Consider the following 13,599-nt stretch of genomic DNA (forward strand, 5'->3'; position numbering starts at 1 on the left):
AGCGCAAGAAACCATGATCAGCGCCTTCACCGGAACACAGATCAGGGCAGCGGAACAACCGCTTCTTGATGCCGGCGAAGGCGCTGTTCTCATGCAGCGCGCAGCCTACGGTCTGGCAAACGCCGTCGTTCGGGAACTACGTTCCGAGGGGCGTCGCCTGTACGGCTCGAGCGTCACGGTGCTGGCAGGCAAAGGGAACAACGGCGGGGACGGCCTCTTCGCCGCGGCAACGCTCGCGAGGCGCGGCATACGCACGACGGCGGTACTCACCGCCGGTTCGGCCCATCCGGACGCCCTCGCGGCCTTCCGCGCCGCCGGTGGACGCGTTCACGTTTTGGATGAGGACAACGCCGAAGAACTAGCCGTGCTGATTGCCGGCGACGACGTAGTCATCGACGCGATCCTGGGCACTGGTGCCCGGGGCGGCCTCCGCGGTTCGGCCGCGGAATTGGTTGCCGCCTTGGAAGAACTCAGGCCCGACCTGGTGGTGGCCTGCGATACTCCCAGCGGCGTGGACGCCGACACAGGGGAGGTCCACTGGCCTGTATTGACGGCGCGGCTGACCGTGGCATTCGGGGGAATCAAAGCCGGGCTGATGGCCGATCCGGGTGAGGGCAGCGCCGGCCGCGTGATCCTGGTACCCATAGGCATCGAGGAAAATCTTCCGGCACCTGCCCTGCGCCGTTTCTCCGCCCCTGACCTGGCCGCCGTGCTTCCGGACCCGGGGCGCCGGGCCCAGAAGTACACCAGGGGAGTCCTGGGCATCGTGGCAGGTTCCGGGCGCTACACCGGGGCTGCGGCGCTCTGTGTCCAGGCCGCGTCGGCGGCCGGGACGGGCATGGTGCGGTACCTCGGCCCGGAAGTGGTCGCGCGGCAGGTCCTGGCGCGGACCCCCGAAGCCATCTGGGAGCCCGCCGAGCCCGGCCGGGTCCAGGCGTGGCTGCTCGGTCCTGGCCTGGACGGTGTCGAACAACTCCAGCGGGCCCGTGACGTACTGGCGTCGGCGTCCAGTGCCGGCCAACCCGCCGTCGTCGACGCAGGAGCCCTCGAGCTCCTGCCGGAACGCTGCCCGCCGAACTGGATTCTCACCCCGCACGCCGGTGAGCTCGTGGCCCTTCTTGGCCGAGGTGAAGTGCGTGTCACGCGTGAAGACGTGGAATCGCGGACCGTGCACTTCGCCCGGCTAGCGGCCGAACACACGGGCGCCGTCGTGCTGCTCAAAGGTGCCACAACAGTGGTTGCTTCGCCTTCCGGGACGGTCTTCAGCCAGTCGGACGGAAATCCGTGGATGTCAACTGCAGGCAGCGGGGACGTCCTTGGCGGGATCGTCGGCGCGTTGGCTGCAGCGTACGCGGAATCCGGGCTCGACGACGACGGACCCTTCGCCGCACTGGGAATCGCCCCTGACGGGCGCTGGGCTGCGGTAGCCGCCGTCGGCGCGAGCATCCACGGAATGGCTGGTAGCGCGGCCTCCAGGGGCGGCCCGTTGACCGCTTCCGGCATCGCCCGGGCGGTCCCCGACGTCTTCCGATTTCTCGGGGAACATCGCGCCGGATGATCCCGGATGTTCCGTGAAAGTCGCATAGTCTCGCTAGGCTGGCAGAAAGTTATCCGGCACATGAAGGAGAACACATGGACGTTTGGCCAGGATCCGCATACCCGTTGGGGGCCACCTTCGATGGCACGGGAACCAACTTCGCGCTGTTCAGCGAGAAGGCGGAAAAGGTGGAGTTGTGTCTCTTCGACGACGATGGGGAAGAGATTTCCTACACCGTCAGCGAGGTGGACGGCTATGTATGGCATTGCTACCTTCCGCACGTCCAGCCCGGACAGAAGTATGGCTACCGCGTGCACGGTCCGTACGACCCTGCCAACGGGCAGCGCTTCAATCCCAACAAGCTCCTCCTGGACCCGTACGCCAAGGCCATCCACCGGCAGATCGACTGGGACCCGGCGCTTTTCTCGTACAACATGGGGGATCCGGACTCCCGCAATGACAAGGATTCCGCGCCCCACATGATGATGGGCGTAGTCATCAACCCGTTCTTCGACTGGGACGGGGACCACCTCCCGCGGATCCCGTACCACCGGTCCGTGATTTACGAGGCGCACGTCAAGGGCCTGACCCAGCTCCACCCCGAGGTTCCTGAGGAGCAGCGCGGCACGTACGCCGGCGTGGCCCATCCGGCGGTGATTTCCCACTTGCAAAAGCTCGGGGTGACGGCGATCGAGCTCATGCCGGTGCACCAGTTCACGAACGATGGCATCCTGCAAGACAAAGGACTGAACAACTACTGGGGTTACAACACGATCGGGTTCTTTGCCCCGCACAACAGCTACAGTTCCAAGGGCGATACCGGCCAGCAGGTCCAGGACTTCAAGGCCATGGTCCGTTCCCTCCACCGGGCCGGCATCGAGGTCATTCTCGACGTCGTGTACAACCACACAGCCGAAGGCAACCACCTCGGCCCCACGCTGTCTTTCAAGGGCATCGACAACTCCGCGTACTACCGTCTGATGGAGGGCGACGAGAAGCACTACATGGACTACACGGGCACCGGCAATTCGCTGAACGTGCGCAGTCCGCATTCGCTGCAGCTGCTCATGGATTCGCTGCGCTATTGGGTCACCGAAATGCACGTGGACGGTTTCCGCTTCGACCTCGCATCCACGCTGGCCCGTGAGTTCTACGATGTGGACAAGCTGTCCACCTTCTTCGAACTCATCCAGCAGGATCCCGTGGTTTCGCAGGTCAAGCTGATCGCCGAGCCGTGGGACGTCGGTCCCGGCGGTTACCAGGTGGGCAATTTCCCGCCGCAGTGGACGGAATGGAACGGCAAGTACCGGGACACGGTCCGCGACTTCTGGCGCGGCGAGCCCTCCACTTTGGGCGAGTTCGCCTCTCGGTTGACCGGATCGGCGGACCTTTACGAGCACTCCGGCCGGCGCCCGGTGGCGTCCATCAACTTCGTCACGGCCCACGACGGATTCACTCTGGCTGACTTGGTGTCCTACAACGAGAAGCACAACGAGGCGAACGGCGAGGGGAACAACGACGGAGAATCCCACAACCGTTCCTGGAACTGCGGCGTCGAAGGACCCACGGAGGACCCGAAGGTCCTTGGCCTTCGAGCCCGCCAGCAGCGGAACTTCATCGCCTCCATGCTCTTGTCCCAGGGTGTCCCAATGCTGCTGCACGGTGACGAGCTTGGCCGGACGCAGCGGGGCAACAACAACGGCTACTGCCAGGATTCCGAACTGACGTGGATCAACTGGGACAGCGTGGACCAGCCGCTTGTGGAGTTCACGGCAGCGGTCAGTGCCTTGCGCGCCAAGCACCCAACCTTCAGGCGCAGCCGTTTCTTCGACGGACGCCCGGTACTGCGAGGAGAAGGCGAACGGCTTCCGGACATCGTGTGGCTTGACGTCGACGGAACCACCATGACGCCGTCGGACTGGGACAGCGGCTTCGGCCGCTCCGTGGGCGTGTTCCTCAACGGTGACGGGATCCGCGGCCGGGACAACCAAGGCCGGCGCATCACGGACGTCAACTTCCTGCTCTACTTCAACGCCCACGACGACGAAGTCGGTTTCAAGGTGCCCTCGGACGAATACGCACCCGCGTGGGACATCATCATCGACACCGCCGGCGGCGGCGCCGATACCGAACCCGTGCAGGCAGAAGCGGTCCTGGGTGTTGGGGCCAAATCACTCGTGGTGCTGAGGGCACACAGCGTCGCGGACACGGACCCGGACCATTCCGTGGCCGCGTCCCTCGCCGCGCTGTCGCAGACGGCCACCACCGAAACGGCTTCCTTGACTTCGCCGGCTACACCGTCGCCGTCCACCCGGAAGCTCCAGGTTGTACCGGAAGCAACCCCTGAACCGAAAAAGCACCATGCTTCGGAGCCGAAGGCTGACCCCGAAAACAAGCCCGGCGCTGCACCGAAGAAGCCCAGGAAGCCACGCGCCCACAAGAACGGGGGATCATGAGGACACCCGTCTCCACGTACAGGCTCCAGATCAGGCCGTCGTTCACGCTCCAGGACGCTGCTGCCCTCACGGGTTATCTGCGCGAGCTCGGGGTGGATTGGGTTTACCTGTCGCCCATCCTGACGGCGGAGGAGGGCTCGGACCACGGTTACGACGTCACCGACCCCTCCACCGTTGATGCTTCGCGCGGCGGCGTCGAAGGGCTCGCGGCGCTCTCCAAGGCGGCTCGGGAAGCCGGCCTCGGGGTGTTGGTAGACATTGTCCCCAATCACATGGGAGTCGCGTCGCCCCCGCAAAATGCTTGGTGGTGGTCCCTGCTCAAAGAGGGCAGGGACTCCCGCTACGCGGAAGCGTTCGACGTCGACTGGGACTTCGGCGGCGGAAAGCTCCGTCTTCCGGTCCTAGGGAGCGATCACGACGTTGACAAGCTGGAAGTGGTCGACGGCGAATTGCGCTACTTCGCTCACCGCTTCCCGCTGGCCGAAGGAAGCTATGCCGAAGGTGACAACGCCAGCAAGGTCCATGCGCGCCAGCACTACGAGCTGGTCGGTTGGCGCCGGGCCGACGACGAACTGAATTACCGCCGCTTCTTCGCGGTAAACACTCTCGCCGGGATCCGCGTCGAAATCCCTTGGGTCTTCGATGAAGCCCACGCGGAGATCGCCCGATGGTTCCAGGGCGGGCTTGTTGACGGGCTGAGGATCGATCATCCGGACGGGCTCGCGGACCCGGCCGGGTACTTGGAGCGCCTGAAGGAAACCACGGCCGGCTCCTATCTGCTCGTCGAGAAGATCCTGGAGCCAGGGGAGGAACTTCCGGAGAACTTCGACTGTGAGGGGACCACCGGGTACGACGCCCTCGCTGACGTCGACCGCCTTTTCGTGGATCCCGACGCCGAAGTGCACCTTGACGCCTTGGATGCCAGGCTCCGGGGCACCGGCTCGCCCGCCGATTACCAAGCCATGATCCACGGGACCAAGCGGCGCATCACGGACGGCATCCTGCATTCGGAAATCCTGCGGCTCGCACGGCTCGTCCCGGACTCTCCGGAGCTGCCCAATTCAGGGGTAGCCAGCCCGGAGGTGGTTGACGCGCTGGCTGAAATCATCGCTTCGTTTCACGTCTACCGGAGCTACCTCCCGTATGGCAAAGACACCTTGGTGGAGGCCGTCGAACGGGCTGCCCGCACCAGGCCGGAGTTGGAACCCGTCATCAAGGCACTGCTTCCGCTGCTGCTCGAGGCCAGCCATGAACTGGGCCGCCGCTTCCAGCAGACCTCCGGCATGGTCATGGCCAAGGGCGTGGAAGACACCGCGTTTTTCCGCTACACACGCCTTGGCACGCTGACTGAGGTGGGAGCGGATCCGACGGAATTCGCCTTGTCCGCGCCCGGATTCCACGAACGGATGGTACGTCGCCAGGCGCTGCTGCCGCTGTCCATGACCACCCTCACCACGCACGACACCAAGCGCAGCGAAGACACCCGCGCCAGGATCTCCGCGATCTCCGAGGCAGTCCCCGAATGGGAAGCGTTCGTGGACCGCATGCAGGAACTGGCCCCGATTCCCGACGGGCCACTCGCAGCCCTCGTATGGCAAGCCATCGCAGGTGCGTGGCCGGCCAGCCGTGAACGCCTCCAGGGTTACGTCCTCAAGGCTGCCCGCGAAGCCGGCAACTCCACCAGCTGGACCGACCCGAACGAAGCGTTCGAAGCGACGCTCGCCTCCGCCGTCGACGCCGCCTTCGATATGCCCGAGCTGACGGCAGCCCTGGAAGAGTTCGTTGCCCTGGTGGACCCGTACGGGACGTCCAACTCACTGTCGGCGAAGATGGTCCAGCTGACCATGCCGGGCGTACCGGACGTCTACCAGGGGACCGAGTTCTGGGATCGTTCACTCACCGACCCGGACAACCGGCGCGCGGTCGACTTCGAACGGCGGAAGGCCGCCCTCGCAGCCCTCGACGCCGGTGTCCAGACTGAAGCGCGGGACGAGCTGGCCAAGTTGTTGGTGACATCCAGGGCACTGCGCTTGCGCCGGGACCGGCCGGAGCTTTTCGGCGGTTACAGCGCTGTCGATGCCCAGGGTCATGCGGCCGAACATCTGATCGCGTTCGACCGTGGCGCCCTTGCCACCGGGGGCGGTGCCATCACTTTGGCCACGAGGCTCCCGCGGAAGCTTGAGCGGAACGGAGGGTGGCAGGACACCTTCATTCGTCTTGGGAGCGCGGTCCGGGATGAAGTGACAGGCAACAGCTACCCTCCGGGCGAGGTTCACGTCGCAAGGCTTCTGCAGAGATACCCGGTGGCCTTGCTCGTACCCATTGGCTAGTCGGAGCACCAACAACGGCGGGCAAACGAAGCCCGGACAAGACGATTGAGGGGGAGCGATGGCCGAAAAGACCAGCGCCGGGAAACGGTTCGATGTATGGGCCCCGTTTGCGGAATCTGTCACTCTGCTCGCGAAGGAGCAGCGCCACGATATGCGGTCGCACGACGACGGCGCCGCGGGCTGGTGGACGGCGGACGTACCAAGAGAGCCCGGGACCGACTACGGCTATCTGGTGAACGGCGAGGGTCCCTTTCCCGATCCCAGGTCGCAGCGCCAGCCGGACGGGGTGCACGCTCTTTCCCGCACCTTCGACGCCTCGTCGTATGCCTGGAACGATACGGATTGGGCGGGGCGCGGGCTCGGCGGCGCGGTCATCTATGAGCTCCACCTCGGAACCTTCACGCCGGAAGGCACCCTGGACGCAGCCGTGGGAAAGCTGGATTACCTCGTTGAACTTGGAATCGACTTTGTGGAGCTCCTGCCTGTCAATGCGTTCAACGGCGCCCACAACTGGGGCTACGACGGCGTGCTGTGGTTCGCCGTCCACGAGGCTTACGGCGGACCGGAGGCCTATCAGCGATTCGTGGATGCCGCGCATGCTGCCGGACTCGGCGTGATCCAGGATGTGGTCTACAACCATCTGGGACCCAGCGGGAACTACCTGCCGAAGTTCGGCCCCTACCTGAAGTCCGGCGAAGGCAACACCTGGGGCGACTCAGCGAATCTGGACGGCCCCGGTTCCGACGAAGTCCGTCAATACATCCTGGACAATGCCGCTATGTGGTTGAGCGACTTCCACGTGGACGGGCTACGCCTCGACGCCGTACACGCCCTCCGCGATGAGCGGGCCGTCCATATCCTGGAAGACCTCGCCAGCCTCGCGGACGGGATCGAAGCCGAAACTGGCGTCCCCAAGACCTTGATCGCGGAATCGGACCTGAATAACCCTCGCCTCATCTACCGCCGGGACACCAATGGCTACGGCCTGGAAGGTCAGTGGAGCGACGACTTCCACCACGCCGTGCACGTCAACCTCACAGGCGAGACTGCCGGCTACTACGCGGATTTCGATTCCTTGGGCGCACTGGCAAAGGTGCTTGAACACGGTTTCTTCCACGACGGGAGCTACTCAAGTTTCCGCGGCAGGCACCATGGCCGCCCCATCCGCCCGGGGCTGGTTCATCCTGCCGCGTTGGTGGTCTGCAACCAGAACCACGATCAAATCGGCAACCGCGCCGCCGGTGACCGCCTGAGTTCCAGCCTGTCGTACGGGAGGCTCGCGTTGGCCGCCGTGCTGACCATGACGTCGCCATTCACCCCGATGCTCTTCATGGGCGAAGAATTCGGCGCGTCCACGCCCTGGCAGTTTTTCACGTCGCATCCCGAGGAATGGCTCGCAGAGGCCACGGCAAAGGGCCGGCTCAAGGAATTCGAACGGATGGGCTGGGACCCCGCGTTGGTGCCGAACCCCCAAGACCCGGAGACCTTCGAACGCTCCAAGCTCAAGTGGGAGGAAGCGCACGACGGCGATCACGCCCGATTGCTGGAACTCTACCGGGCGCTTGCGAACCTCAGGCGCTCGACGCCGGAGCTTGCGGGCGGTGGATTCACCGACACCCACGTCGACTTCAGCGAAGAGGACAAATGGCTCGTTCTCAGCAGGGGAGCCGTGAGGGTTGCTTGCAACTTCGGGGACCGGACCCTGACGAAGGCGATGGGCGGTGAAGTCTTGCTCGCCACGGACTCCGCGGCCGCCGTCGGGAACGGAGAGCTGACCCTCCCGGGGGAGAGCGCCGCCGTCGTGCGCCTTGAGTGACTGCGCCCTTAAGTGAGCGTGCCCACATGACGGACATCGCGCTTCGAGCCTCGAAGGCGGTGGCAGGATGGTACGTATGACTTATTCGGCTGCGGAAAACCGCTATGAAACCATGCCCTACCGCCGCGTCGGACGCAGCGGCCTCAAACTTCCCGCGATCTCGCTGGGACTGTGGCACAACTTCGGCGACGACAAGCGTTTCGAAGAGCAGCGCGCCATCCTGCGCCGGGCCTTCGATCTGGGTGTCAACCACTTCGACCTTGCCAACAACTACGGTCCGCCGGACGGATCGGCTGAAACGAACTTCGGCCGGCACCTTAAGGACGACTTCAAGCCGTACCGCGACGAACTCGTCATTTCGACCAAGGCCGGTTACTACATGTGGCCCGGCCCCTACGGAGAATGGGGCTCCCGCAAGTACCTGCTCTCCAGCCTTGACCAGTCGCTGCAGCGCATGGGACTGGACTACGTGGACATCTTCTACAGCCACCGTCCCGATCCGGAAACCCCGCTGGAAGAAACCATGGGCGCCCTGGACCACGCTGTCCGCTCCGGCAAGGCGCTCTATGCCGGAATCTCCTCCTACACCCCGGAGCAGACCCTGGAGGCAGCCCGGATTCTCAAGGAAATGGGCACGCCGCTCCTCATCCACCAGCCCAGCTATTCCATGCTGAACCGCTGGACCGAGAACGGTTCGCCCAACCTTTACGAAACGCTTGACCAGGTTGGCGCGGGATCCATCGCCTTCTCCCCGCTGGCACAGGGGATGCTCACCAACCGGTACCTGAACGGAATCCCCGCGGACTCCCGCGCCGCCAAGGAACGGTTCTTGTCCGAATCGGCGCTGACCGAGGAAAAGCTGAGCCGGGTGCGTGGTTTGAACGCCATCGCCGAAGGACGCGGCCAGACCCTCGCCCAAATGGCGATCGCTTGGATCCTGCGCGATCAGCCGAAGGGTTCGCCGGTGACCTCTGCCCTGGTGGGCGCGTCAAGTGTGGCGCAGCTGGAGGACACCGTGTCTGCGATCAACAACCTCGACTTCACGTCGGAGGAACTGACAGCGATTGACGAGTTCGCCGTCGAGTCCGACATCAATCTGTGGGCGCAGAAGTAGATTCGAAAAACTTAATACACTTGCGGGGCCGGCTGGGAACAAAGCCGGCCCCGTTCAGGTTGGCTACAATGCTAAGAGCGCCGAATGGCGCTGTGCCTTTAAGACGCCGTCGTACATACAGGTACTGACGCGCTAGGCACCTGAGGTTAGTTCTCAAAGGAGTTCCGTGTCTTCACATCCGATTCGTGTCGCCATTGTCGGCGTAGGTAACTGCGCCGCTTCGCTGGTCCAAGGTGTCCACTACTATCGCGATGCCGACCCCCAGGCCACGATTCCGGGTCTGATGCATGTTGAGTTCGGCAAGTACCACGTCAACGACGTCCAGTTCGTCGCTGCCTTCGACGTCGACAGCAAGAAGGTCGGCCTCGACCTCGCGGACGCCATCGGCGCCAGCGAGAACAACACCATCAAGATCGCCGATGTCCCTTCCACTGGCGTGACCGTGCAGCGCGGCCACACCCTGGATGGCCTGGGCAAGTACTACCGCGAGACCATCGTCGAGGCTCCGGAAGAGGCAGTGGACATCGTCGCCGCACTGCGCGAAGCCAAGGCCGACGTCATGGTCTGCTACCTGCCGGTGGGTTCCGAGGATGCTGCGCACTTCTACGCCCAGTGCGCCATCGACGCCGGTGTCGCCTTCGTCAACGCCTTGCCGGTCTTCATCGCGGGCACCAAGGAATGGGCCGACAAGTTCACCGCCGCTGGTGTGCCGATCGTCGGCGATGACATCAAGAGCCAGATCGGTGCCACCATCACGCACCGCGTCATGGCCAAGCTCTTCGAAGACCGCGGCGTCACGCTGGACCGCACGTACCAGCTCAACGTCGGCGGCAACATGGACTTCAAGAACATGCTGGAGCGCGACCGCCTGGAATCCAAGAAGATCTCCAAGACCCAGGCCGTGACTTCCAACGTCGAAGCCGTCCTGCACGCCGACGACGTCCACATCGGCCCGTCCGACTACGTCGCCTGGCTCGATGACCGCAAGTGGGCGTTCGTCCGACTCGAAGGCCGCAACTTCGGCGACGCCCCGGTGTCGCTGGAATACAAGCTCGAGGTCTGGGACTCCCCGAACTCCGCTGGCGTGATCATTGACGCCATCCGCGCCGCCAAGATCGGCCTGGACCGCGGCATCGGTGGCCCGCTGCTCTCCGCTTCCAGCTACTTCATGAAGTCCCCGCCGGAGCAGTTCAACGATGACATCGCCCGCGAAAAGGTCGAGGCCTTCATCCGCGGCGACGTCGAGCGCTAAACGCTCGCTCACGTATATCGGGTTTTGGGCGGACGCTCGCTCACCTATGCCGGGTTTTGGGCGGACGCTCGCTCACTTATGCCGGGTTTTTGACGGACGCTCGCTCACCTTCGGGTGAGCGAGCGTCCGTCGTTTAACGCCCGTTCGCTACACGGCGCTTGCAAAGCCGGATGCGACGGCGGGATCGACCCACGCTGATCGGAGCGCCTTCTTGATCTTCTTGGTGGCAGACTCGAATCCATCTGCCAAATCGTCCTTGCGGAACACGAGGACGGTCCATCCGGCTGCCTCGAAGGCTTTGTTCCGGCGTCGATCACTGAGGGTCTGGGCCTCCGCGAGGTGATGGCCGCCGTCGTACTGAATGGCGACCCGCCGTCGGCGGAACCCCAAATCCGCCGACGGCGAGAACGGATCGTCACTTCGCAAGCTGAGCTGGAGTTCGGGTTCGGGGATTCCAGCGTCCAGCATGGCCAAACGAAGCAGGGACTCCGGCGCCGAGTCCGCGCCCACGCGCATCAGTTCGAGCGCCTGCCGGGCACGGACGACGCCTTGCAAATTCGGATGGCGCTCCACCAGAACACGCAGTCCTTCAAGGGTCGCGAACGGCGTGTCCCGTCCTTCCAGGGCCTGGCGGGGCACTCGAATCAGCTCGTCGCCCATACAGACGAGGTCGTTCAAAGGCAGCAGCCGGGCCATGTCCAGCCAAGTGCGTGGGCGCGTGCTGATCCGTATTCCATCAACCGATTCGACCTCGTTCTCGGCCGCGATCACCCTGTGCCCGATTACGCCTTTGCGGCGGGTTCCAGGCAACGATCGGGGCTTGCTGAGGTGCAGCTCCGTAGAATCGGCAAGCCACGGCGGAAGGCAGGAAGAGCGAAGGCGCGCTGCCGTCACGTGCGAGATCCAGGCCCCCGGCGTAGCAGCCGACAACGCACGTGCGGCGGACTCAAGTTCGAAGTCCCAGCCGATCGGACGGTAGAGGCTACGGCTGACGCGTTCGATGTCGGCGCGAAGCAGACGGCCGCGCGGGACACCTTGGGCTTGGGCCTGGGTGAGCGTGAACGGTCCTGAAAGCAGTTCGGCGGGAAGGGCGAGCTCGTTTTGCATACCCGCATTGTGCCGTAAAGGGGCGGATGCCCGCAGAAGTTATCCACAGGCCCGGGATTCGGCCGACGATCCGGCCGCCTTCCGGCGCCACTGGTGAGCGAGCGTCCCGCGAAAGTGCCCTATAGGTGAGCGAGGGTTTCTTACATACGGCCCATAGCTGAGCGAGGGTCAGAAGAGACCCACCGGATTGCCGTGCTCGTCGACGTCCATTCGCATCGCGGCGGGCTCCTTAGGTAAACCCGGCATCGTCATGACAGCACCCGTCAGCGCGACAATGAAGCCCGCCCCGGTCTTGGGAATCAGCTCGCGCACGTGCACCGTGAAACCCTTGGGGGCGCCCAACTGGGACGCATCGTCAGTGAATGAATACTGCGTCTTTGCCATGCAAACGGGCATTCCGCTCCAGCCGTTTCTCCGGATGTCCGCGAGGCGCCTGAGCGCAGGGACGGAAAACTCCACACCGTCGGCACCATAGATTTCCTGCACGATCGTGCGGATCTTGTCCTCAACGGACAGGCCAAGGGGGTACAAGTGCCGGAAGTCCGACGGCGTTGCTGCCGCCACCGCCGCGGCGACCTTCGCCGCGAGCTCGTCACCGCCGTCGCCCCCTCCGCCGCGACCCCACACATCCGCCACCGCGGCCTGGACTCCTTCCTGGGCGCACCAAGCCAGCAGCCATTCGAGCTCTTCGCGTGTGTCCGTCGCGAACTTGTTGATTGCAACAACCGGTGTGACGCCAAACTTCTCGACATTGTGCACGTGCCGTTTCAAGTTCTCGACGCCGGCAGCGAGCGCCTCGACGTTGGGCTCCTTGAGCAGCTCCTTCGGAACGCCGCCCTGCATCTTGAGAGCCCTGATAGTCGCGACCACGACGACGGCGGACGGCGCCACGTCCGCGATGCGCGACTTGATGTCCATGTACTTTTCGGCACCGAGGTCGGCGCCGAATCCCGCTTCCGTGACCACAATGTCGGCGAGTTGTTGGGCCGTCCGTGTGGCGATGAGCGAGTTGCAGCCGTGGGCGATGTTGGCGAACGGGCCACCGTGCACCAGGGCCGGCGTTCCCGCAATGGTCTGCACGAGATTCGGTTTGATGGCGTCCTTCAACAGCATGGTCAGGGCACCCTGGACGCCGAGATCGGCCACGGTCACCGGCTGGCGGTCATAGCTGTATCCGAAAGTGATCCGGCCGAGGCGCTCGCGGAGGTCATCCAAGTCCGTCGCGAGGCAGAAGACGGCCATGATTTCGGAGGCGACGGTTATGTCGAATCCGTCTTGTCGCGGCACTCCTTGTGCGGGCCCGCCCAAGCCGATGATGATCTCGCGAAGCGAGCGGTCGTTCATATCGAGAACCCGTTTGAAGGTCATGCGGCGTGGATCAATGTTGAGCTCGTTGCCTTGGAAGATGTGGTTGTCCACGAGGGCCATCAGGGCATTATTTGCCGAGGTGATCGCGTGGAAGTCGCCGGTGAAATGCAGGTTGATCTGGTCCATGGGGAGAACCTGGGAATAGCCGCCCCCGGTCGCGCCTCCCTTCATGCCCAGGATCGGTCCAAGGGACGGTTCGCGTAGCGCGATCATCACGCGGTGACCGGCCCGCGCCAAAGAATCGGCGAGGCCTACCGTGGTTGTGGACTTTCCCTCACCCGCCGGCGTCGGGGACATGGCGGAGACGAGGACTACCTTGCCCGCTCGTTTGGCATCCGGGAGACGGAGCTTGGCCGGATCGATTTTCGCCTTGAACCGGCCGTAGAGTTCCAACGCGTCGACGTTGATCCCGGCATGCTCCGCGATCTCCTCGATGGGACGCATCGCCGCATTCTGGGCAATTTCAAGGTCGCTCAAGATCTTGTTTTCAGACATCCTTGTCCTCAAATCCGTGCGGAACACTGTGCGCGACAATCTATCAGTCGTGTCCGCATACGTGAGCGAGCGTCGTCGGGATTGCCTTCATTGGTGAGCGGGCGTCGTCGGGATTGCCTTCATT

Annotated in this window: 8 protein-coding genes; 6 read left to right on the forward strand and 2 right to left on the reverse strand. The window is 64.1% G+C overall.

All coding sequences use genetic code 11. The features are described 5' to 3' along the window. Nucleotides 1-13 precede the first annotated feature (13 nt). From QRN51_RS21830 to QRN51_RS21855, 6 genes are all read left to right on the forward strand, one after another. Nucleotides 14-1,558, forward strand: a complete 1,545-nt coding sequence (locus QRN51_RS21830; RefSeq protein ID WP_284991850.1) for an NAD(P)H-hydrate epimerase — start codon at nucleotides 14-16, stop codon at nucleotides 1,556-1,558. A gap of 74 nt (nucleotides 1,559-1,632) precedes the next feature. Continuing rightward, the gene (gene glgX, locus QRN51_RS21835; RefSeq protein WP_284991851.1) at nucleotides 1,633-3,993 is read left to right on the forward strand and encodes a glycogen debranching protein GlgX; all 2,361 of its coding nucleotides are present in this window, start codon (nucleotides 1,633-1,635) and stop codon (nucleotides 3,991-3,993) included. Next, on the forward strand, nucleotides 3,990-6,323 hold the full coding sequence (gene treY, locus QRN51_RS21840; protein WP_284991852.1) for a malto-oligosyltrehalose synthase: 2,334 nt from the start codon (nucleotides 3,990-3,992) through the stop codon (nucleotides 6,321-6,323). The genes glgX and treY overlap by 4 nt, the downstream gene beginning before the upstream one ends. A 58-nt stretch (nucleotides 6,324-6,381) precedes the next feature. Beyond that, on the forward strand, nucleotides 6,382-8,139 hold the full coding sequence (treZ, locus tag QRN51_RS21845) for a malto-oligosyltrehalose trehalohydrolase (RefSeq protein ID WP_284991853.1): 1,758 nt from the start codon (nucleotides 6,382-6,384) through the stop codon (nucleotides 8,137-8,139). A gap of 76 nt (nucleotides 8,140-8,215) precedes the next feature. Then, the gene (mgrA, locus tag QRN51_RS21850) at nucleotides 8,216-9,253 is read left to right on the forward strand and encodes an L-glyceraldehyde 3-phosphate reductase (RefSeq protein WP_284991854.1); all 1,038 of its coding nucleotides are present in this window, start codon (nucleotides 8,216-8,218) and stop codon (nucleotides 9,251-9,253) included. 166 nt (nucleotides 9,254-9,419) lie between these two features. After that, nucleotides 9,420-10,505, forward strand: coding sequence for an inositol-3-phosphate synthase (locus QRN51_RS21855; protein WP_059387408.1), 1,086 nt, complete (start codon nucleotides 9,420-9,422; stop codon nucleotides 10,503-10,505). Between the two features lie 147 nt (nucleotides 10,506-10,652). On the opposite strand, the gene QRN51_RS21860 is transcribed toward QRN51_RS21855, so the two are convergent. Together QRN51_RS21860 and QRN51_RS21865 are read right to left on the reverse strand one after the other, a co-directional pair. Beyond that, nucleotides 10,653-11,612: a DUF559 domain-containing protein gene (locus QRN51_RS21860; RefSeq protein ID WP_284991855.1), complete on the reverse strand. Its 960-nt coding sequence runs from the start codon at nucleotides 11,610-11,612 to the stop codon at nucleotides 10,653-10,655. Between the two features lie 168 nt (nucleotides 11,613-11,780). Beyond that, nucleotides 11,781-13,475 carry a formate--tetrahydrofolate ligase gene (locus tag QRN51_RS21865; protein WP_284991856.1) on the reverse strand — a complete coding sequence of 565 codons (1,695 nt, stop codon included), beginning with the start codon at nucleotides 13,473-13,475 and terminating at the stop codon, nucleotides 11,781-11,783. Between the last annotated feature and the right edge of the window lie 124 nt (nucleotides 13,476-13,599).

Origin of the sequence: Arthrobacter sp. efr-133-TYG-120 (assembly GCF_030209785.1) — a bacterium.
GTDB lineage: Bacteria > Actinomycetota > Actinomycetes > Actinomycetales > Micrococcaceae > Arthrobacter.

Coding starts and splice junctions, on each gene's coding strand:
- QRN51_RS21830 (WP_284991850.1), top strand. CDS start 14: ATGATCAGCGCCTTCACCGGAACACAGATCAGGGCAGCGGAACAACCG.
- glgX (WP_284991851.1), top strand. CDS start 1,633: ATGGACGTTTGGCCAGGATCCGCATACCCGTTGGGGGCCACCTTCGAT.
- treY (WP_284991852.1), top strand. CDS start 3,990: ATGAGGACACCCGTCTCCACGTACAGGCTCCAGATCAGGCCGTCGTTC.
- treZ (WP_284991853.1), top strand. CDS start 6,382: ATGGCCGAAAAGACCAGCGCCGGGAAACGGTTCGATGTATGGGCCCCG.
- mgrA (WP_284991854.1), top strand. CDS start 8,216: ATGACTTATTCGGCTGCGGAAAACCGCTATGAAACCATGCCCTACCGC.
- QRN51_RS21860 (WP_284991855.1), bottom strand. CDS start 11,612: ATGCAAAACGAGCTCGCCCTTCCCGCCGAACTGCTTTCAGGACCGTTC.
- QRN51_RS21865 (WP_284991856.1), bottom strand. CDS start 13,475: ATGTCTGAAAACAAGATCTTGAGCGACCTTGAAATTGCCCAGAATGCG.